The sequence below is a fragment of the Blastococcus colisei genome (assembly GCF_006717095.1).
Lineage (GTDB): Bacteria > Actinomycetota > Actinomycetes > Mycobacteriales > Geodermatophilaceae > Blastococcus_B > Blastococcus_B colisei.
The window spans coordinates 343,846-364,458 of the sequence record NZ_VFQE01000001.1 but is presented as its reverse complement, the minus strand read 5'-3'; the positions used below and the strand labels follow the sequence as shown (position 1 = coordinate 364,458).

General features: G+C 71.5%; 19 protein-coding genes. 5 read left to right on the top strand and 14 right to left on the bottom strand.

Annotated elements, in window-relative coordinates:
* The first annotated feature begins 25 nt into the window (after positions 1-25).
* The 4 genes from FHU33_RS01720 to FHU33_RS01705 all read left to right on the top strand — a co-directional run bounded on the left by FHU33_RS01720 (position 26) and on the right by FHU33_RS01705 (position 3,865).
* Positions 26-733 carry a helical backbone metal receptor gene (locus FHU33_RS01720; protein WP_246063205.1) on the top strand — a complete coding sequence of 236 codons (708 nt, stop codon included), beginning with the start codon at positions 26-28 and terminating at the stop codon, positions 731-733.
* A 30-nt stretch (positions 734-763) separates the two neighbouring features.
* Positions 764-1,702, top strand: coding sequence for an MBL fold metallo-hydrolase (locus FHU33_RS01715; RefSeq protein WP_142023793.1), 939 nt, complete (start codon positions 764-766; stop codon positions 1,700-1,702).
* Positions 1,703-1,704: 2 nt separating this feature from the next.
* Positions 1,705-2,628, top strand: a complete 924-nt coding sequence (locus FHU33_RS01710; protein WP_211354971.1) for a fumarylacetoacetate hydrolase family protein — start codon at positions 1,705-1,707, stop codon at positions 2,626-2,628.
* Between the two features lie 94 nt (positions 2,629-2,722).
* On the top strand, positions 2,723-3,865 hold the full coding sequence (locus tag FHU33_RS01705; protein ID WP_142023792.1) for a thiolase family protein: 1,143 nt from the start codon (positions 2,723-2,725) through the stop codon (positions 3,863-3,865).
* A 36-nt stretch (positions 3,866-3,901) separates the two neighbouring features.
* Here the strand turns inward: FHU33_RS01705 and FHU33_RS01700 are convergent, their stop codons facing one another.
* On the bottom strand, positions 3,902-4,927 hold the full coding sequence (locus FHU33_RS01700; protein ID WP_142023791.1) for an alpha/beta hydrolase: 1,026 nt from the start codon (positions 4,925-4,927) through the stop codon (positions 3,902-3,904).
* Positions 4,928-5,016: 89 nt separating this feature from the next.
* On the opposite strand from FHU33_RS01700, the gene FHU33_RS01695 reads away from it, so the two are divergent.
* Positions 5,017-6,657 (top strand): flavin-containing monooxygenase, encoded by a 1,641-nt coding sequence (locus FHU33_RS01695; RefSeq protein ID WP_142023790.1) that lies wholly within the window; start codon positions 5,017-5,019, stop codon positions 6,655-6,657.
* Positions 6,658-6,835: 178 nt separating this feature from the next.
* Here the strand turns inward: FHU33_RS01695 and FHU33_RS01690 are convergent, their stop codons facing one another.
* The 13 genes from FHU33_RS01690 to FHU33_RS01630 form a co-directional block, all read right to left on the bottom strand.
* Positions 6,836-7,564, bottom strand: a complete 729-nt coding sequence (locus tag FHU33_RS01690) for an ABC transporter ATP-binding protein (RefSeq protein WP_211354970.1) — start codon at positions 7,562-7,564, stop codon at positions 6,836-6,838.
* 32 nt (positions 7,565-7,596) lie between these two features.
* A complete protein-coding gene (locus tag FHU33_RS01685) occupies positions 7,597-9,492 on the bottom strand; it encodes a branched-chain amino acid ABC transporter ATP-binding protein/permease (protein ID WP_142023788.1) in 1,896 nt (631 codons plus the stop codon).
* Complete coding sequence (locus FHU33_RS01680) at positions 9,492-10,355, bottom strand: branched-chain amino acid ABC transporter permease (RefSeq protein WP_142023787.1); 864 nt, start codon at positions 10,353-10,355, stop codon at positions 9,492-9,494. Before FHU33_RS01680 ends, FHU33_RS01685 begins: the two co-directional genes overlap by 1 nt.
* Positions 10,356-10,389: 34 nt before the next feature.
* Positions 10,390-11,583: an amino acid ABC transporter substrate-binding protein gene (locus FHU33_RS01675; RefSeq protein WP_142023786.1), complete on the bottom strand. Its 1,194-nt coding sequence runs from the start codon at positions 11,581-11,583 to the stop codon at positions 10,390-10,392.
* Positions 11,584-11,668: 85 nt separating this feature from the next.
* A complete protein-coding gene (locus FHU33_RS01670) occupies positions 11,669-12,583 on the bottom strand; it encodes an SDR family NAD(P)-dependent oxidoreductase (protein ID WP_170182285.1) in 915 nt (304 codons plus the stop codon).
* 147 nt (positions 12,584-12,730) lie between these two features.
* The gene (locus FHU33_RS01665; RefSeq protein WP_142023784.1) at positions 12,731-13,510 is read right to left on the bottom strand and encodes an ester cyclase; all 780 of its coding nucleotides are present in this window, start codon (positions 13,508-13,510) and stop codon (positions 12,731-12,733) included.
* Positions 13,511-13,512: 2 nt separating this feature from the next.
* Entirely contained in the window at positions 13,513-15,048 is a 1,536-nt protein-coding gene (locus FHU33_RS01660) for a long-chain-fatty-acid--CoA ligase (protein ID WP_142023783.1), read from the bottom strand.
* A 29-nt stretch (positions 15,049-15,077) separates the two neighbouring features.
* A complete protein-coding gene (locus FHU33_RS01655; RefSeq protein ID WP_246063204.1) occupies positions 15,078-16,268 on the bottom strand; it encodes an acyl-CoA dehydrogenase family protein in 1,191 nt (396 codons plus the stop codon).
* Between the two features lie 93 nt (positions 16,269-16,361).
* Positions 16,362-17,204, bottom strand: coding sequence for a 3-hydroxyacyl-CoA dehydrogenase family protein (locus FHU33_RS01650; RefSeq protein ID WP_142023782.1), 843 nt, complete (start codon positions 17,202-17,204; stop codon positions 16,362-16,364).
* 93 nt (positions 17,205-17,297) lie between these two features.
* Positions 17,298-17,972 carry a TetR/AcrR family transcriptional regulator gene (locus FHU33_RS01645; RefSeq protein WP_142023781.1) on the bottom strand — a complete coding sequence of 225 codons (675 nt, stop codon included), beginning with the start codon at positions 17,970-17,972 and terminating at the stop codon, positions 17,298-17,300.
* A gap of 309 nt (positions 17,973-18,281) precedes the next feature.
* Complete coding sequence (locus FHU33_RS01640; protein WP_142023780.1) at positions 18,282-18,947, bottom strand: acVLRF1 family peptidyl-tRNA hydrolase; 666 nt, start codon at positions 18,945-18,947, stop codon at positions 18,282-18,284.
* Entirely contained in the window at positions 18,944-19,375 is a 432-nt protein-coding gene (locus FHU33_RS01635) for a rhodanese-like domain-containing protein (protein ID WP_142023779.1), read from the bottom strand. Before FHU33_RS01635 ends, FHU33_RS01640 begins: the two co-directional genes overlap by 4 nt.
* Entirely contained in the window at positions 19,375-20,589 is a 1,215-nt protein-coding gene (locus FHU33_RS01630) for an MFS transporter (RefSeq protein WP_142023778.1), read from the bottom strand. The genes FHU33_RS01635 and FHU33_RS01630 overlap by 1 nt, the downstream gene beginning before the upstream one ends.
* Positions 20,590-20,613 lie beyond the last annotated feature (24 nt).

Here is a 20,613-nt window from a genome sequence, read left to right as displayed (position 1 = left end):
CCACCTTCAGGCGCCGCCTCGGCGGGTGGTCTCGCTGGTCCCGTCGATCACCGAGGCGCTCGCCGTGACGGTGCCCGACCGTCTCGTCGGGGCCACCGACTGGTGCACCCACCCGGCCGGACTGGACGTGGTCCGGGTGCGCGGGACCAAGAACCCCGACCGGACAGCGATCGAGGCGCTGCACCCGGACCTGGTGGTGGTCAACCGGGAGGAGAACCGGCAGCTCGACGTGGAACGGCTGCGCACTGCCGGCGTGCCGGTCTGGGTGACCGTGATCGAGTCCGTCGACGAGGCTCTGGCCTCGCTGCACCGACTGTTCGACGACGTGCTCGACGTCGGGACGCCATCGTGGCTGTCGGCCGCGGCGCACGCGTGGTCCGGGGCCGCGCCGCTGCCACCGACACGGGTGTGCGTCCCGATCTGGCGGGATCCGTGGATGGTGGTCGGCGCCCGGACGTTCACCGGCGACGTGCTCGCCCGGCTGGGTCTGGAGAACGTCTGGGCGGCGGGCGACGAACGCTACCCACACCGGGAGCTGGCCGAGCTCCAAGGGGCCGGGCTGGTCCTGCTGCCGGACGAGCCGTACGCCTTCACCGCCGCCGACGGGCCGGAGGCCTTTCCCGGGACGCCGACCACACTGATCTCCGGCAGGCTGCTCACCTGGTACGGGCCGTCGCTGGCCACCGCCCGTGCCGAGCTGACCGCGGCCATCCGACCGGCGATCAACGGCTAGGTTGACACCCACCGCACCGAGGAGACGCAGATGAGCTCGACGACCGCCGATCCGGTCCTGCAGCCGGGGATGCTGCAGGAGGTGAGCGAGGACGTCTTCGCCTACGTCCAGCCCGACGGCACGTGGTGGATCAACAACACCGGCCTACTCGTGGGCAGGTCGGGGGTGACGAGCGTCGACAGCTGCGCCACCGAGCGGCGCACCCGCGCCTACCTCGAGGCCATCCGCACCGTGACCCCCCGGTCGGTGAAGACGTTGATCAACACCCACCACCACGGCGACCACACGCATGGCAACTGGCTCTTCGACGACGCGACCATCGTGGCGCACGAGGGCACCCGGGCCGGCGTCATCGCCGCGGGGGTGATGGCCACCCAGGAGTTCTGGACGCCGTTCGACTTCGGCGAGATCCGCCTGGCGCCGCCGTTCCTCACCTACACCGAGGGCGTCACGCTCTGGGTGGACGACCTGCGCTGCGAGGTCCTGCACGTGGGCACCCCGGCGCACACCACCAACGACTCGGTCGTCTGGATCCCCGAACGCCACACCCTCTTCGCCGGCGATCTCCTCTTCTCGGGCGGGACGCCGTTCCTGGTCATGGGCTCGCTCGCAGGCGCCATCGAGGTGCTGGAGCAGGTGGTGGGGCCGCTGGGTGCACAGACCATCGTTCCCGGTCACGGCCCAGTTGCGGGCGCCGGCCTCGTGGACGACGTCCTCGGCTACCTGCGCTGGCTCGACGACGTAGCCCGCGACGCACATGCCGCCGGGGTGGCACCCCTGGAGGCCGCCCGCGGCACGGACCTCGGCCCGTACGCCGATTGGACCGACGCCGAACGCATCGTCGGCAACCTCCACCGTGCCTACGCAGAACTGGACGGGGCGCCCCGGGGGGCACGCATCGACGTCGGCGCCGCACTCCGCGACATGGTCGCCTACAACGGTGGTCGACCGCTGACCTGCCGGGCCTGACCGTGCGGTTCGCCACGTACGTCTCCCCGCGTGACGGAACCGATCACGTCGCCCTCGTGAAGGACGGCGCCCTCCACGGGCTTCCGGACCGGCGGCTGATCGACGTGCTGTCCCCGGAGCGACTGGCCGACGCCGCCGACCGCGCGATCCGCGCTCCGGTCGAAGTGCTGCCCGAGGGCAGCGTCCGGCTGCGCGCTCCCGTCCCGCAGCCGCCGTCGGTCCGCGACTTCATGGCCTTCGAGCAGCATGTCGTCACGGCCAGCGCGGCGCTCGGACGCGAGGTGAACCCGGACTGGTACGAACTCCCGGTCTTCTACTTCACGAACCCGGCCGCCGTGTGCGGCCCGACCGACCCGGTGGCTGTCTCCCCCGGCTCGTCCGCATTCGACTACGAGCTGGAGATCGGCATCGTCGTCGGTGCCGCTGGTCGGGACCTCGATCCAGCCTGCGCCGAGTCGCACGTCGCCGGGTACACCGTGCTCTGCGATTGGAGCGCGCGCGACCTCCAGGCCCGGGAGATGGCCCTGGGCCTCGGGCCGGTCAAGGGCAAGGACGGCGCCACCAGCCTCGGCCCCTACCTCGTGACCCCCGACGAGCTTCCCGACCGTGGCGCCGGCAACGCCCCCGACGTCGGGATGCGCGCGCTGGTCAACGGCGAGCTGTGGAGCGAGGGGCGGTTCTCCGACCTCCACTGGACCGTGGGCCAACTGCTGGCCTACGCCTCGCGGGGTACGGCGCTGCGCCCCGGCGACGTCCTCGGCACGGGCACGGTCGGGACCGGCTGCATCCTCGAGCTGTCGGCGGTGCACGGAGCGGAGACCCGCCCCTGGCTCCGGCCCGGCGACCGCGTGCGTCTCGAAGTGGACCTTCTGGGCGCGGTCGAGACGACGATCCAGCCGGCCCCGCCAGTCCGACCCTTGCACTGACGGCGGACACGGCGCACCATCAGACCTGTCAACTACGGTGTTGACGAAGTTTCCCTGCGGAGCCGCCGGGCTCCCGACCGAGAGGAGTCGCAGCATGCGCGACGCAGTCATCGTCGAGGCGGTGCGCACGCCCGTGGGCAAGCGCAACGGCGGTCTGGCCGGCATCCACCCGACCGACCTGTCCGCACACGTCCTGGAGTCACTCGTCTCCCGCGCCGGCGTGGACCCCGTACACGTCGACGACGTCGTCTGGGGGTGTGTCTCGCAGGTCGGGGAGCAGACCTACGACATCGCCCGCAACGCCGTCCTCGCCGCCGGTTGGCCGGAGAGCGTGCCCGGGACCACCGTCGACCGTCAGTGCGGCTCGTCCCAGCAGGCCGTGCACTTCGCCGCCGCCGGGTTGGTCGCCGGTCACTACGACGTCGTCGTGGCCGGTGGTGTCGAGTCGATGAGTCGGGTGCCGATGGGCTCGTCCCTGGCTGACCAGAGCCCCCTCGGCGAGCGCTTCCTGGAGCGCTACGGCATGTTCCCCAACCAGGGAATCGGCGCCGAGATGATCGCCGAGAAGTGGGGCCTCTCGCGCACCCAGCTCGACGAATTCGCGCTGCGGTCCCACGAGCGCGCCGCCACCGCGCAGGACGACGGCCGGTTCACCGCCCAGATCGCGCCGGCGACGGCGCCGGACGGCACCGTCGTGGAGGTCGACGAAGGCATCCGCCGCGGCGGGACGCTCGAGGGCCTCGCCGGGCTCAAGACTCCCTTCAAGGCCGACGGCGTCGTCAGCGCGGGCAATGCCAGCCAGATCTCCGACGGCTCCGCCGCGCTCCTCATGACCACCAGCGACAAGGCGCGGGAGCTCGGTCTCACACCGATCGCCCGGGTGCACAGCGTCGCGCTGGCCGGTGACGACCCCATCAAGATGCTCACCGCCCCCATCCCGGCCACCCGCAAGGTGCTCAACCGCAGCGGCCTGCGCCTGGACGAGATCGGCGTCTTCGAGATCAACGAGGCCTTCGCCTCGGTGCCCTTGGCGTGGCTGCACGACATCGGGGCGGACGACAAGGCGCTCAACCCGCTCGGCGGAGCGATCGCCCTGGGTCACCCACTCGGCGGCAGCGGCGCTCGGATCATGACCACGATGGTCCACCACATGCGGGACCAGGGAATCCGCTACGGCCTGCAGTCGATGTGCGAGGGCGGCGGCCAGGCCAACGCCACGATCCTCGAGCTGCTGTGAGTGGGGGGCGGGGCGGAGCACTCCGCCCCGCCCCGCTCATTCGAGCAGGGCGCGCAATCGAGCCCCGAGACGCTCGGTCAGCTCGCCCGCCTGGGAGAGCGCGCCGGCCATCCACCAGAATCCGTGCAGCGCTCCAGGGACTCGATCCACCTCGACGTCCACGAGGGCCGCCCGTAGCCGGTCGGCGTAGGCGAGCCCCTCATCGCGCAGGGGATCGAACTCAGGGACGACGATCGTCGTCCCCGGCAGCCCCGCCAGGTTCTCGGCCAACAGCGGTGCGGCCCGCGGATCCCGTGTGGCGGCCGGGTCCGGCAGGTAGTGGTCCCAGAACCAGTCGAGCGACCCGCGGGTGAGGAGGTATCCCTCACCGTTCTCGACGAGGGATTCCGACGCACTGTCCCGACTCGGCGCGAGCGTCGGGTACAGCAGCATCTGGTGGGCGATCGTCGGCCCGCCAACGGCGACGATCCGCTGCACCGTCGCCGCCGCAAGGTTCCCACCCGCACTGTCGCCGGCGATCACCAGGCGTTCGGCATCCGCACCGAGCTCGTCGGCATGGGCGGCCAGCCACCGGGTGGAGTCCAGAGCGTCGTCCAAGGGGCCGGGGAACGGGCACTCGGGAGCCAGCCGGTACTCCACCGACGCCACGACGCAGCGCCCGGCCCGGGCGAGCAGGCGGCATGGCCGGTCGGCGACGGCGACGCTGCCGGTGACGAAGCCGCCGCCGTGGAAGTAGACGACGAGCGGGAGCGACTGCCCCGGCGCGGGATGGTAGACGCGGACCGGCAACCGACCGGCGCGAGCGGGCAGGAGAAGATCGCGGACGGACGGGAGTTCGATGCGGGGCCCCTGGAGCCGGGTCGAACCGGCCACCATCGCCCGCGCCTCCAGGACGCTCAGCCGGTCGTACGGCTGGACACCCTGAGCCACGAAGGCGTCGATGAGCGCCCGGGAATCCGGGTTCAGCTCCCCCGGCCACACACCGCCACCCATGCCGCCGTTCCCCTCGTCGCCCCCGTAGGTGCGGCACCGTAGCGCCGCCGGATTCCCATGCTCCGCCACCCGGGTCACATTCGTCAACACCAACGTTGACAGATGGCGCCAGGCCACCTAGCGTCGAGCCAGCCCGGTTCCGTCGTGACAGGAGCGAGATGACCCTCCCCACCCCCGCCCCAGTCGATCCCGGCACGGCCCCTGCGTTCGACGTCGACGTGGTCGTCGTCGGCGCCGGCTTCGCCGGCCTGGCGATGCTGCGGGAGCTGCGCGACGAGCGGGGCCTCTCGGTGCAGGTCCTCGAGGCCGGGGACGACGTCGGGGGCGTCTGGTACTGGAACCGCTACCCCGGCGCGCGCTGCGACGTCGACAGCACCGACTACTCCTACTCCTTCTCCAGTGAGCTCGACGAGGAGTGGAACTGGAGCGAGCGCTACGCGACGCAGCCGGAGATCCTCCGCTACGTCCACCACGTTGCCGACAAGTTCGACCTGCGCAGCGACATCTCCCTGGGTGCCCGGGTCGTCGAGGCGTCCTGGGACGAGGACTCGTCCCATTGGCACGTGAGTTGCGAGAACGGCCTGACCGGTCGGGGTCGCTACCTGGTCATGGCCACCGGATGTCTCTCGGCCACCAAGCGGCCCGAGCTCGACGGCCTCGGGGACTTCCGCGGACAGGTGCTGCACACCGCTGACTGGCCCGCCGAACCCGTCGACCTCACGGACAAGCGTGTGGGTGTGATCGGCACCGGCTCCTCGGGCATCCAGGTCATCCCGACGGTCGCCCCGGTCGTCGACCAACTGTTCGTCTTCCAGCGGACACCCACCTTCAGCGTGCCCGCCCGCCACCAGGTCCTCACCGACGCCGACCGGGCGGCCATCCGGGCCGAACTGCCACAGCGTCGTGAGCTGCTGCGCAAGTCACCCACCGGGCTTTCTGTGCCGATCACGCGCCAGTCGGCGCTCGAGGTCGACGACAAGGAACGCCGCGCGCACTACGAGGAGTACTGGGCCACGGCCGGGTTCGGATTCCTCCTCAGCTACTCGGACCTGCTCACCAACCGCGAGTCCAACGACACCGCGGCGGACTTCATCCGGTCGAAGATCGCAGAGCGGGTCGAGGACCCGGAGCTGCGCGAGAAGCTGACCCCACGCACGTACCCCTACGGGGCCAAGCGACCGTGCGTGGACACCGGCTACTACGAGACGTTCAACCGGCCGAACGTCACGCTCGTGGACATCGCCGAGTCGCCGCTGGCCAAGGTCACCGAGACCAGCCTGCACACGTCGACGGCGGAGTACGAACTCGACGTCATCGTCTTCGCGACGGGCTTCGACGCCATGACCGGCTCGCTGCTGCGGCCGGAGATCCGCGGCCGTGGCGGGGAGACCCTGCGCGAGCACTGGCAGGGCGGGCCGCTGACCTACCTCGGCCTGGCCACCTCAGGCTTCCCCAACATGTTCATCATCGCCGGCCCCGGCAGCCCGTCGCTGCTGGGCAACGTGATGGTCTCCATCGAGCAGCACGTCGACTGGGTGTCGGACCTGCTCACCCGGTCCCTTGCCGAGGGCACACCCACCATCGAGGCCCAGCGGGACGCCGAGGCGGAGTGGGTGGCGCACGTGAACGCCGCAGCGGCGGGAACGCTCTACTGGGAGGCCGCCTCCTACTACCTGGGCGCCGAGATCCCCGGCAAGCCGCGGGTGTTCATGCCCTACGCCGGCGGGCTGCGCCGCTACCGGCGCGAGTGCGACCAGGTCGCGCAGGACGGCTACGCCGGCTTCTCCCGCACCCCCTGAGGCGCCCGTCGGCCGGACGACTGGCGTCCCGCCGACGCCCACCGGCAGCGGGGGCCGACCGTGCACCCGACCCGGTCGGTCCCCGTCCATCGGCCGCGTCGGCGCGAGGGACATGCGGCAATCGCGGCGACGCCTGCCGACCCTGCGCACGACGGGCTCCACCCGGGACGAGCGGGGGTCAAGCCCCCAGATAGGCGTCGACCAGCTGGGTGTCGTTCCCCAGATCCGCAGCCGTCCCAGCCAGGACGATCCGGCCTTGGCGGAGGACGAAGGCACGCTCGACCACCTCGAGGGCCAACCCTGCGTTCTGCTCCACGAGGACCACGCTCATGCCGCCCTCGGCGATCAGCTGTCGCAACGCGTCGAACAACGAGGCCACGATCGCCGGAGCCAGCCCGGTCGACGGCTCGTCGAGCAGCAGCAAGGACGGGTCTGTCATCAGCGCCCGGCCGAACGCCAGCATCTGCTGCTCGCCGCCGGACAGGGCGCCGGCCCGCCGGTCCAGCATCGACCCGAGGGCGGGGAACAGCTCCAGGACCCGATCCCGCAGCTCACCGGCGCGCGCGGCGGGGACCGAGTGGGCGCCCATCATCAGGTTGTCGTCAACGCTCAGGTCGGCGAACAGCTCCCGACCGCTGGGCACATGACCCACGCCGGCCCGGGTCAGCTCGTAGTCCGGCATCCCCGTGACGGTCCGCCCGTGGAGGACGACCGAACCCCCCTGGGGGCGGACGGCGCCGGAGATCGCTCTCAGCAGGGTGGTCTTCCCGGCCCCGTTGGCCCCCAGCACGCCGACCACCTCGTTGGGGGCGACGCTCAGGGTGATGCCGTGCAGCACGCGTAGCGCGCCGTAGCCGGCCTGGAGGTCGGTGACCTCCAGCGCGGGGCCGGCGCCCGTGTCGTCCACCCTGGAGACGGCGGACCCTCGACCGAGCTTCATCACTGCACGTCCCTGGCTGCGGGGGCGGCGGCGTCCAGTCCGCCACCGGTGCCGAGATAGGCGCGGATCACCTCGGGGTGCCGCAGGATCTCGTTCGGTTCGCCGGAGATGATCCTGGCCCCCCGGTCCATGACGACGATCTCGTCGGCCAGGTCGACGATGGCCTTGATGACGTGCTCGATTCCGGCGACCGCGTCCACCCCGAAGGCCGGCATGCGGCGGATCGCGTCGCGCACGCGCTCGAGCTCGTCGTCGGACATGCCCGCCATGACCTCGTCGAGCAGGATCAGCGACGGCCCGAGCGCGAGCGCCCGTCCCAACTCGACCATCCGCCGGTGGCCGACGGCGAGCGTGTCGGACGCGGCGAACCGGATCTCCTCGAGGCCCAGCACCCGCACGACCCAGGCCGCCTGCTCCCGCGCCTGACGCCGGTGCCGGCCGCCGAGCGCGGCGAGGTAGACGTTCTCCCACACCGTCATGGACGCGAAGGGACGAGGGATCTGGAAGGTGCGGGCCAGACCGCGCCGGGCCAGCTGGTGCGCCGGCACCTTGTGCACCGGCCGGCCGTCGAACACGACGCTGCCCGACGACGGCGTGACGACGCCGGTGATGGCGTTGAACAGCGTGGTCTTACCGGCTCCGTTGGCGCCGATGATGAACACCGTCTCGCCGCGGCGGACGGTGAAGTCGACGCCACGCAGCGCCTGCACGCCACCGAAGGTGACGCCGACGTCGGTGCAGACGAGCAGCTCCTCGCCGTCGCGACGGTCTGCCCGCGGGGTGTGCGCCGCAGCCAGCTCGCGTTCCAGGTCGGTCGTGGCGGGCAGGTCGGCCGTGCCGCGGACGATCGCGCGCCGCAACCAGCCCCAACGGTTGACCACCGACACGATCCCGCCCGGCAGCAAGATCGTCACGAGGATGACCAGCAAGCCGAACAGCGCAAGCTGGTAGTCGGGGAATGAGTCGGCGAGCTGGTCGCTGACGACGGTGAGAAGCACCGCGCCGATGAGCGGTCCCCAGAGGGTCCCGATCCCCCCGGCGAGCACCAGGACGATGACCTGCAGGTCGATCGCGGGGTTGAACACCGACGAGGTGTCGATGAAGCCGCGGTTGTAGGCGACCATCCCTCCGACCACTGCTGGGAAGACGGCACTGAGCAGGAACGCCAGGACCTTGATCCGCGTGGTGGGCACGCCCATCGCCGCGGCGACCTGCTCGTCGTCGCGCACGGCCATGGCGCGCAGGCCGAACGAGGACCGGGCCATGAACGCGTTCACGGCGAACGCTGCGACCGCGACGCCGGTGACGCCGAGCAGCACCGGTTTCTGCGCGATGACGCCGGGGACGACCAGACCGGTGGAGCCACCGGTGAAGTCCCACTGGGACAGGAGCAGATGGACGATGTAGGCCAGACCGAACATCCCCAGCGCGAAGTAGATCCCCTGCAACCGCAGCATGACCGCGCCGATGGGCACCGCGAGCAGCGCGGCGCCGGCGCCGCCCAGCAGCGTCGCGAGGAACCAGGGGACGTCCAGGTGGATGATCAGCAGCGCCGTCGCGAACGCGCCCAGGCCGAAGAAGACCACCTGGCCGAACGAGATGTAGCCGGTGAACCCGCTGATGACGTTGAACGCATAGGCCAGCGCGACGAACATGGCGATGTCGATGGCCAGCTGATTGGTCGACAGCGAGCCCAGCAGCCCCCAGGACAGGAACAGACACACCAGCACCACCAGGGCCAGCGCCTGGAGGGCGTCGCTGCGCGTGGAGGGCAGCCGGCCGCCGGTGTGCCGCGTGCTGGCGGCGCCGCGTCCGCGGCCGATCAAGGTGGCGACCAGCGAGCCCCGGCCGGGCTCGGCCGGGCGGTCCACCGGGGTTCCGGGGTGGTCGGTCATCAGGCAGCCTTCCTCGTGAGCAGCCCGGCGGGCCGGAAGAGCATCACCAGGATCAGCATCAGGTAGGGCGCCGCGCCCTGGATGACGGCACCCATCTGGTAGCCGGCGAGAGTCTGGACCACCCCCACCAGGACGGCACCGGCGACGGCGCCCTTGTAGTTGCCGAGCCCGCCCAGGGCGATGACCACGAACGCCACGATCGTGAAGTTCGTAGCCTCCTGGGGGGCGATCGGCTGGGTCATGACCAGCAGCATCCCGGCCGCCGCGGCGACCGCCGCTCCCACGCTGAACCCGACCAGCCGGAGCCTGCGGGGATTGATCCCGCACGCCCCGGCCCCCACCGGGCTCTGCGCCTGCGCCCGCAAGCTCATGCCGGCGCGGGTCCGGGTGAGCCAGAACGCGATGCTCAGCGTGATGACCGCAGCGAGCGCGACCCCGACCACCAGGGAGAGGGAGAAGCGGAACGGGCCCACCGTCAACGCCGACTGCAGAAAGGGGATCGTCCGGTAGTTCGAACCCCAGACCTGCTGCGCGATGTTGATGAGGATGTAGGACAGCCCGAACGTCGCCATCAGGGTCAGCAGCTCGTGCTGCTTCGCCGTCCCGCGGATCCGCTCGATGACCGCCCACTGGACCAGCGCACCGAGCGCCGCCCCCGCGATCAGGACGATGACCAGGCCGAGGAACGGGTTCACCCCGGCCTCGTACAGGCTGAAGACGCCCAGGCCACCCAGCACGATGAACGCGCCGTGGGCCAGGTTCACGATCCCCATGACACCGAAGACCAGATTCAGCCCCTGCGCCATCAGGAGGTAGAAGCCGCCCAGCAGGATGCCGTTGAGCACCACCTGTACGTAGGTCACGCCCCGCCCCTCTCCTCGCCGTCACCGCTGCCGGTCAGTAGGGCAGCTGGGGCTCGACGGCGCCCTCGACGTCGCTCGGGTAGACGATGACCTGCTCGCCGCCGATCCACTGGAACAGAACCGGCTCGTAACCGGTCTGGACGCCGTTCTCGTCGACGCTGTACTCACCCAGGATGGTCTCGAACGTGCCCTCGTGGAGCGCGGTGTTCACGGCCTCCTTCTCGGTGGAGCCAGCCTCCTCGATGGCAGCGGCCAGCACCTGGACGGTGGCGTAGGCGCCGGCGGCCTGGGTGTTCACCGTGCCGTGCTCGGCCTCGTAGCCCTCGACGAACTCCTCGGACCCCTCGTAACCGAGAGCGGGCGCGAACTGCGTGTACCCGACGGCCTTCTCGGCCAGTGCACCGAGCGACTCGGCGAAGGCCGGGTCCACGGCGGTCGGCGAGGCGACCACGGCCGGACGGAAGCCCTGCTGGTCCAGCGCCCGGGTCAGGCCGATCGAGTCCTGGATCGCCGAGCACATGACGACGACCTCGGGGGCACCCTCGGAGATCCGGAGGGCCGTGGAGGAGAAGTCGCTGGTTGCGGCGGCGTACTCGATGCGGTCGACCAGGGTGGCGCCGGCGTCCTCGATCGCCGCCTCCACGCCGTCGCAGATGGCGCTAAAGGCGTCGAGGTCGTTGTTGACCAGGGTGATGTCGGTGTACCCGGCCTCCACGGCGAACGCCGGCACCTGCGCCAGCACCTCGTCGCCAGGGCCGAGTCCGGCCATGACGCTCCACTCCGTGCCCTCGAACACGGCGGCCGACGACGTCTGGCTGTGCACCATGGGAGTCTGGTACCGCTCGGCGAGCTGGGCGGCCGGTCCGGACAGGGCGCTGCCGTACGGGCTGAGGACGGCGTCGACCTCGTCGGTGCCGAGAAACTCGGTGTAGAGGCGGCTGACGATGCCTGCGTCGCTCTGGTCGTCCTGGAGGTCGAGCTCCAGCTGGCGGCCCAGCACGCCACCGTTTTCGTTGATCTGGTCGACCGCGAGCTGGTACCCGTTGGACACGTTGGCGCCGCTCGAGGCGTAGGGGCCGGTCAGCGAGACGGAGGCCCCGATGACGATGGGCTCGTCGGACGACGCCGCTTCGGCGCCACCTCCGGCATCGTCGGACCCGCCGCCGCACCCGCTCACGACGGTGGCGGTGATCGCGATGCCGATCGCGAACCTCGTGGACCTGCTCATGGCCTGCTCCTTGGGGGTGACACCGCGGCTGATCGCGGTGGGTCTGGGATGGGAGGGAGGGAGGGGACTCAGCGGGTCGGGTCGCTCACCGGGACACCGCTGCCAGCTCGTCGGCCGACGGTGACGCGAGAGACGCGTCGCCCGCTGACATGCCGCCGTCGACGGGGATGACCTGACCGGTGAGGAAGCCGGCGTCCTGAGACAGGAGGAAGGCGATCACCCCGGCGATGTCGCCGGGGGTGCCGAAGCGGCCCATCGGCGTGCGGGCGAGGACGGCGTCGCGGAACCTCGGGACGGCGAATCCCCGGACGGTCATGCCGGACTCCACGTAGCCCGGGCTCACCGCGTTGACCCGGATGCCGTGGGCAGCCAGCTCGAGCGCAGTCGCCCGGGTGAGCATCGCGATCCCGCCCTTGGACGCGACGTAGGAGGCCAGGTTGGGGGCCGCGAAGTGCGCCATCACCGACGCCACGTTTACGACGGCGCCACCGGCGCCGCGCGCCAGCAGGTCGGCCACCACCAGCTGCGTCACGCGCATGGTGCCGGTGAGGTTAACGGCCAGGACGCGCTCCCACTCGCTGACCGGCATGTCCTGGAACCGGTAGCGGCTGGCGACTCCCGCGCTGTTGACCAACCCGTCGACCGCGACACCCCGCCCGCGCAGCTCGTCGAACGCACGCCGCGCGGAGTCGTCGTCCGCGACGTCGATGCACACGGACTCGGCCGACCCGCTCGCGCGCTCGATGTCGGCGGCCACCGCCGCGGCGCCTTCGCCGTCCCGGTCCGTGACGACGACGTGCTGCCCCCGTGCCGCGAGCAGCCGTGCGGCCGCCTCGCCGATGCCCGACGCCGCACCGGTGACGAGGACGGCACCGCCTCGCGTCGTGTGCTGGGCCACGGCTACTCCTCCGTCGATGTCCGGCGCGAGGCCGGCGAGCGGTGTCCCACCCTCCGGCCCGCGACCGTGGTCGCCGACCTCGTCGTCGGCGACGAGAAGCACGTTAGGTGACTTGCACCACGCCAGTCAACCACTCTGTTGACTGATTCCGACATCGTTGCCGGACCGTCATCCGACTATCGGCGCACGACCTCTCGCCGGACGACCGATGGGTCCTCCGGCGAGAAGAGATCGCTGGTGGGGGCAGGATCAGCCCCTCGAGCGCGCGCGGAGCAGCCCCAGACGGTCGCTGATCACGACACCCCGTGCCACCGAACCGTCGACGACGTCGACCAGGCCAGCCAGTCCGAGGCGAACCGGTTCGTCACTCCCGCCCTCGCCGAGGAAGCGGCCCGTCTGCGTGGCGGCGAAGGCGACCCGCGAGCCGACCGAGAAGATTTCCACGACCCCGGCGCCGGTCGGCGCGATCAGCGGCCCGTCCCGGCCGTCGTCCCAGCGGACGTCGCCGCCACCCGGGGCGGCCGTGGCAAGCCAGTCCCGCACCACGACCTCGGCGGTCGGGTCGGATGCGGCCGGCGTCACGGTCCACGGCGCGACCATGGGCGCCGCGACGGGGTCGGACTGCCCGTCGGCCAGCTGGCGACGACGGGCGGCGTAGTCCTCCTGCGTCCAGTTCTCGGCCAGCCGCTCACCGTCCCAGCGGAAGAGGGCGACACCGGCCCAGGCCGCGGGCCGCCCCTCGTGGCGCGCGGACGCGCCGTGTTCAGTGAAGTGCAGCGCCAGCCGGTCGCCGGTGGTCACGAGGTCGTGGACCGTCAGCTGCAGACCGGGGAACTGGGTGAGCTGGCCGAGGGTCGCCGGCGCATAGGCCTCGAGGCCCTCGAGATCGATGCCGCCGATGTGCACCTGATAGTCCGGCGTCATGATCTGCGGCGGCACGGAACCGTCGGCGCGGTCGAGCCAGTCGATGGTGAACCGCTGGGCCAGCCGCACGAGCGGGTGGATGGCTCCGGCCGGAGCGCCCTCCATGATCAGTTCACCTTTCGGCCGACACCGGCCCAGAACGGCTCCCGCAGCACCTTCTTGAGCACCTTTCCGGAGGCGTTTCGGGGAAGTTCGCCGGCGAAGTCGACGGTGGTGGGGCACTTGTAGTGCGCCAGCCGCTCCCGCGCGAACGCGATCAGGTCGTCCGCGTCGAGAGCGGCGCCCGGCCGCGGGACGACGACCGCCTTCACTGTCTCGCCCCACCGGTCGGACGGGACGCCGATGACCGCGACCTCGAGCACCTCCGGATGTGCGTAGAGGACGTTCTCGACCTCTGCGGGATAGATGTTCTCCCCGCCAGACACCACCATGTCCTTCATCCGGTCGTGCATGTACACGTACCCCTCGTCGTCGAGGTAGGCCGCGTCACCGGTGCGCAGCCAGCCACCCTCGACGAGGGTTTCCGCGGTCAGCTCGGGCAGCCCCCAGTAGCCGACGGTGTTCTGGCCCGAGCGCACCCAGATCTCGCCGACGCCGCCGACCGGCGCGTCCTCGCCTGTCGTGGGATCGACCACGCGCAGGTCCAGCCACGGCAGCGGGCGACCGACCGACCGCAGCAGCGCCGCCCGCGGACCGCGGGGGTCGTGGTCGTCCGGAGCCAACGCCGTGACGCTGCCGGCGGTCTCGGTCATCCCGTACACGCCCATGAAGTCGCAACCGAGCAGCGCCATGGCCTTCAGCAGCTGGGTCTCCCCCATCGGCGCCCCGCCGTAGGCGATGCGCCGCAGACTCGAGAGGTCCGTGCCCGGGAGCGCCGGGCTCTCGGCGAGCATCTGCACGACGGCGGGGACCAGGAACGTGTGCGTCACCCGGTGACGCTCGATGAGCGCGAGCACCCCTGCGGGATCGACGTCCCGCACCAGGACGGTGTGCCCACCCAGCCCCATGGCCGTGAGGCTGTAGCCGATCCCCCCGATGTGGAACAGCGGTGAGGGCACGAGGTTCACCGTCTCAGGACCCATGCCGTAGAACTCGCGGCCCATGCGAGGGGTGAACAGCAGGTTCGCCGAAGTCAGCATCGCCCCCTTGGGGCGGCCGGTCGTCCCAGAGCTGTACAGCTGCAGAACGACGTCGTCGGGGTCGGCCTCCGCGCCGGGGTCCTCCGCCGGCGCCGCGGCCAGCCACGCCTCGTACTCCTCGCCGAGTTGCACGACGCGGGGGCCGTCGGGACCCACGTCGGCGAGCAGCGCACGGAACTCCGGCGCCACCACGACGACCCGGGGGCGGGCGTCGGCGACGATCGCCGCGATCTCGGGCGTCGCCAGCCGGAAGTTCAGCCCGACGGTGACCGCCCCGACCTTGGCCGCGCCGAACGTCACCTCGTAGAAAGTGGGCGCATTCTTGTCGAGGACGGCAATCCGGTCCTGCGGGCCGACCCCTGCCTGCAGCAGTGCCTGCGCCACCCGGGAGCTGCGCTCGTCGAGCCGGCCGAAGGTCACCGTCTGCCCGCCCGTGGAGACGGCGGGCGCAGCCGGGCGGGCGGCCCCGAGGTCACGGATCAGTCCCGAGAGGGTTGCGGACACGAGCCACTCCTGTCGCGGTCGGGGCGGCCTCAGTAGCTCTTCGGTAGGCCGAGGCTGTGCTGGGCGATGTGGTTGAGGACCATCTCGCGACTCACCGGCGCGGTCTTGAACATGCGGCCGATGAACCAGAGGTCGGCCAGGCCGAACTCGTTGGACAGCCCGTTGCCGCCGTGCACCTGGATCGCCTGGTCCAGCGCCTGGACGCAGGCGTCGCCGGCTGCGAACTTCGCGATGTTGCCGGCCTCGGCCGCGTCAAGCCCCTGGTCGGTCATGGTCGCCGCGCGCATGGTCATCAGCCGGGCGAGCTCCACGTCGATGTATGCCTTGGCCAGGGGGTGCGCCACGCCCTGGTGGGCGCCGATCGGCGCCTTCCAGACAATGCGCTCACGGGCGTACTGGGCGCCGCGGGCCAGCGCGTACCGAGCGATGCCGTTCGCCATGCAGGCGGCCGCGACGCGTTCCGGGTTCAGGCCGGCGAAGACCTGCTTGAGCCCCTCGCCCTCGGCACCGACCAGGCCGATGCGCTCGACGGGGACGTCGTCGAAGAAGGTGGTGAACTGCTTCTCGGGCAGCTGCAGCGCCGAGTCGAGCTGCTGGAAGCTCAGGCCGGGGGCGTCGGTCGGGACGATGAACAGCGAGAGCGTGTTCCGGCCGTCGGGGCCCGGGTCGGCGTCGCGGGCCACGACCAAAAGGGCCTGGCACTCGTCGACGCCGGAGGTCCAGTACTTCTGCCCCCGCAACCGCCAGCCGTCGCCGTCCCGGTGCGCCGTCGTGGTGATCTTGTGGGTGTTGGAGCCGGCATCGGGCTCGGTGATCGCGAACGCCATGCGGAAGGTGCCGTCGGCGATGCCCGGCAGGTAGCGCTGCTTCTGCTCCGGGGTGCCGTGTGCCGCGAGCACCGAACCGCAGATCGCCGGGCTGATGACGATCATGAACATCGGGCAGCCCTGCGCGGCCATCTCCTCGATGACCACGGCGAGGTCGGCCAGCCCGCCGCCACCGCCGCCGTGCTCCTCGGGCAGGTGGACCCCGAGGAAGCCGGCCGCTCCCATGTCGGCCCACAGCGCGTCGGCCTTTTGCCCCTTGGCGACGACGTCCTGGAAGTAGGCGCGTCCGTAGCCCGCGACCAGTTTGGCCACGCTCTCGCGCAGGTTGCGGTGCTCGTCGCTGGTGTTAGAGATCAGCGACGCCCGGCCCAGTCCGATCGGCTGCCCGCCCACGCGAACCTCCACTTCCACGGCCCCGCGGCCGGTCGTCAACAGTACAGTTGACGATAGGCGAGCGAGCGCCCGCACGTCAACGAGCAGCCGCCGTCAGTCCCAGTCGTAGAAGCCGCGGCCGGTCTTGCGGCCGAGCTCGCCGGCCTCCACCTTGTCGACGAGAAGTCGGGGCGGGGTGAACTGCGGCCCGAGCGCCTGCTCGAGGTTGCGCGCGATGTGGAGGCGCACGTCCAGGCCGACGATGTCGCTCAGCCGTAGCGGCCCCACCGGGTGCCGGTAGGCGAGCTGGATGGCTCGGTCGATGTCGGCGGGCTCGCCGACACCGGTCTCCACCATGCGGATCGCCTCGAGGGCCGCCACCACGTCGAGCCGGCTGGTCGCGAAGCCGGGCATGTCGCGGACGACAGCCGCCTCCTTGCCGATCCCCCGCACCGAGGCCAGCGCCGCGTCGAGCGTCTGCGGGCTGGTGGCCGCGCCACGGACCACCTCGACCACCGGGATCGACCAGACCGGGTTGAAGAAGTGCAGTCCGAGGAAGCGCTCGGGCTCCGTCAACGACGTGGCGAGCTCGTCGATCGAGAGCGCGCTGGTGTTGCTGGCCAGGACAGCGGGACCGCGCGACTCGGCCGCACAGAGGACCTCACGCTTGAGGTCGGGCGACTCCGGGACGGTCTCGACGACGAGGTCGAGGCCCTCGGGCAGCTCGTCGGCCGAGATCGCGTGGGTGATCAGCCCGCCAAGGGCGGCGGCGGCCTCGGGGGCCAGCTTGCCGCGGGCGACCCCTCCCGCGGCGGCCTGCTCGATCTCCTCCCGGAGAATCGCTATCCGGCCGGCATCGGGCTCGACGACGGTCGTCGCGGCACCCGAGACGGCGAACACGTAGGCAATTCCGATGCCCATCGTGCCGCCACCGATCACTCCGACACTGCTCGCCATGCTGCTCTCCTCCGACCGGGAACTCCTGCGAAGGATCAACATAACCGTTGACAGCACTTGAAGGTACGCCTGGCGTCGCCACCGCGCGGTGCGTCAGGGGGAGACGGTGACGATCCCCTGGAGGAATATCTCGGCGTAGGCCGAGCCGATCGTGGCGGCGTCGACCGCGGACGTGGCCGGGTTGAACCACCGGTTGGTCCACCCGAACATGCCGATGAGTCCGTAGGCGATGACCCATGCGTCCGCCACCGGCCGGATCGTGCCCTCGTTGATGCCCGACTGGATGATCGCCACGACGGTGTCCTCGTAGGACTTGTTCAACTGGCGCATCTCGCGAGACCAGTCGGCACGCGTCCCGCCGACGTGGCTGAGATTCTCCTGGATGTAGACGTAGAGGAACGGATAGTTCTCCGCGTACGACTGCATCAGCGCGGTCATCAGGGTGCGCAACTTCTCCGGCGCCGTCCCCCCGCCGTCGCGGACCGACTCGGCGAAGGCGACGTTGGCCCGGACAGCGTCGGTGACCACCTCGTCGAAGAGCTCTTCCTTGCTCCCGATGTAGTAGTAGAGCGTCGCCCGGTCGGTGTCGAGCGCCTCCGCGATCTGGCCGATGCTCGTCCCGCGGAACCCCCGGGCCTTGAACAGGTTGGCGGCGACGGTGATGATCTCCTGACGGCGCTCCCGGTAGGCCGTCCGGTTCTCCCCCTGAGCCGCCGCTCGGCGGCGGCCGATACCGCTCGACTGCTGCTCGATGGCGTCCTGTGACATTCCTGCACTCTAGAGACTCGCGGAGGACCCAGGTGCGCCTCACCGCCGGGGAGTCTGCCGGCCCGGCCGTGAGGCAGCTCAGGGCTCTCCCCCGGGCGCTGGATCGCCTTCGTCAAGGAACTCGGTCAGACCGTGCTCGCCACACTCGCCCACGATGCCCGATTGCCGATATACCCGCCGGACGGTGCAGCCGGGTTGAGGACCCCGTCATCGACGGTCCCCGACCCGCAGCTGGCGGGCCACACGCATGGCTCGTCCGTGTACGGAATGATCGACAGGACCGGCCCTGAAGATCTCTCGCAGGTTGGATCACATGCGGTCGACTGGCTCCACGATGTGCACCTGGACCGCGCGGAACTGCTTCGGGGTCTCCAGCAGGACCGCCTTGGTCGGCTCGCCCACGTCGAGGGCGGGCTCGCGCCGGAGCGCGGCGAGCGGGGTCAGCCGGGAGTCCGCGAGGACGTCGTCGACCAGGCCGCGGTCACCGCCGGTGAAGAGCGCGTCCACCGTGGCCGCGTGCGGCATGAGCACGCGCACCGCCGTCTCGATGGCGTGGGCGACGACGGCGTCGGTCTGGTGCCCGCGGCGGCGGGCGAAGCGCTGCTGCGACCAGCCGCCGGCCGCCGTCCGGCCCTGGACCTGCCTGGCGTCCACCTTCGAGACGACCAGGTCGGAGCCGTCGAACACCCCCACGGCCCAGCGCCCGCGGCGCACCAGCAGCACGGCCGCCCGGTGCGGCTGTCGCGCTGCGGCCGTGAACGTGCTGAGCAGCGCCGGCCCGGGCTCCCAGGCGAAGGGCGCGCGCAGCACGACCGTCGTGGTGTCGGCGCAGGTGATGCGCACGGCCTCCTCCGCGTGGACGGCGGCGGTGAAGCTGCCGTGCCGTTCGGCCACGCCGTCCAGCCAGCGCCCCAGCCGCTCCGGCGTGACGCCGAGGATGCGGCCCCCTCCCGCGGCGGGCCGGGGCCGGCTCACACCCCGACGTCCCGTCGCCCGCCCGGAGGGAGGACCGGGAGCCCGGCGGCGGCCCACGCCTCGAAGCCGCCCACGACGTCGACGGCCCGGCGCAGCCCGAGCGAGCGCAGCGTGTCGGCCACGAGGCTGGAGCTGAAGCCCTGGTTGCACAGCACGATCACCTCCCGGTCGTAGCCGCTCACCTCGGGGAGGCGGTACGGGCTGGCCGGGTCGAGCCGCCACTCGAGCACGTTGCGGTCGACGACGACGGCGCCGGGCACCTCTCCGTCCCGGTCTCGCTGCTCGAGCGGGCGGGTGTCGATCAGGAGCGCCCCCTCGGCGAGGCGGCTCGCGGCCTCCCCCGGCCCGACGCGGTCGATCCTGCCGCGCACCTGCTCGAGCAGTTCGTCGATGGTGCGGGCCCCCGACTGCCGGTCCTCGCGCCCCATCAGCGGACGAGGGCCGGCGCCGAGGCGTGCTCCGCCGGGACGTGCAGCAGCCTCTGGAACATCCCGACGACGACCGTGGCGATGGCGGCGGCGACGACCGCCACGAGGAACGCCGTGTTGGCGCCGTAGACGTCCACGACCTTGCCCGCGACCGACGCGCCGACCGCCACCCCGAGGCCGAGAGCGGTGCCGATCCAGGTGAAGGCCTCCGTCACCGCCGCCCGGGGGACGAGCAGCTCGGCGAGGGTGAACGAGCTGATGAGCGACGGCGAGACCGCGACCCCGGCGAGAACGACGAAGGGCACCATCACCCACACGTCGGTGACCAGGAGCAGCGGGATGCTGCAGATAGTCAGGAGCGCGAGCACGCCCACCAGCCGGTGCCGCAGCGGCATCCGCCAGTGCACCGTGCCCCAGCCGATCCCGCTGGCCATCGACCCGACGGCGAGGCCGGCGATGAGGACGCCCGACAGCGACAAGGCGCCCTCCTGGTCGGCGAAGGCGACCAGCGCGATCTCCAGTGTGCCGAGGATGGCGCCGACCGCGGCACCGACCACGAACAGCACCCGCAGCCCGGGGGTGCGGATCGCCGAGGGGCCGTTGCGGTGCTCGTGCGGGGTCGGTGGGGGCTCGGTCCTGCCCTGGGCGGCGAACAGCAGGCTGCCGACAGCGGCGAGCGTGAATGCGGTGACGACGCCGCTGGTGGCGTGGCCGGTCGTGGAGAGGAACGTGACCAGCACCGGGCCGACGATGAAGACGAACTCGTCGACCACGGACTCCATCGCCAGGGCCGTGGGGAGCCGGTGGCTGCCGCGCAACAGGTGGGTCCAGCGCACCCGGATCATCGAGGAGACGGGCGGGATGCAGGCGCCCGCGATCCCGGCCGAGACGAAGACCGTCCACAGCGGCCAGTCCCCCTTCACGGCCGCGAGGAACGCCGTTCCGGCGACGACGAACACGGCGAGGACCGGCAGGAGGACCTTGCGCTGGCCGTGGCTGTCGGCCCAGCGACCGAGCACGGGGCCGGCGATGGCGGTGGTGACCGCGCCGGCCGCGGCGACGGCGCCGCCCAGCCCGTAGGACCCGGTCTCGTCGGCGACCAGCAGCACGCAGCCCAGGCCGACCATCGACAGCGGCAGCCGCCCGATGAACGCGGCGAGCACCATCGGCAGGGTGTGCGGGGTCCGCAGCACCTGCAGGTAGGGATTCGCCACGAGCTGGGAGCCTCCGTCGGACGA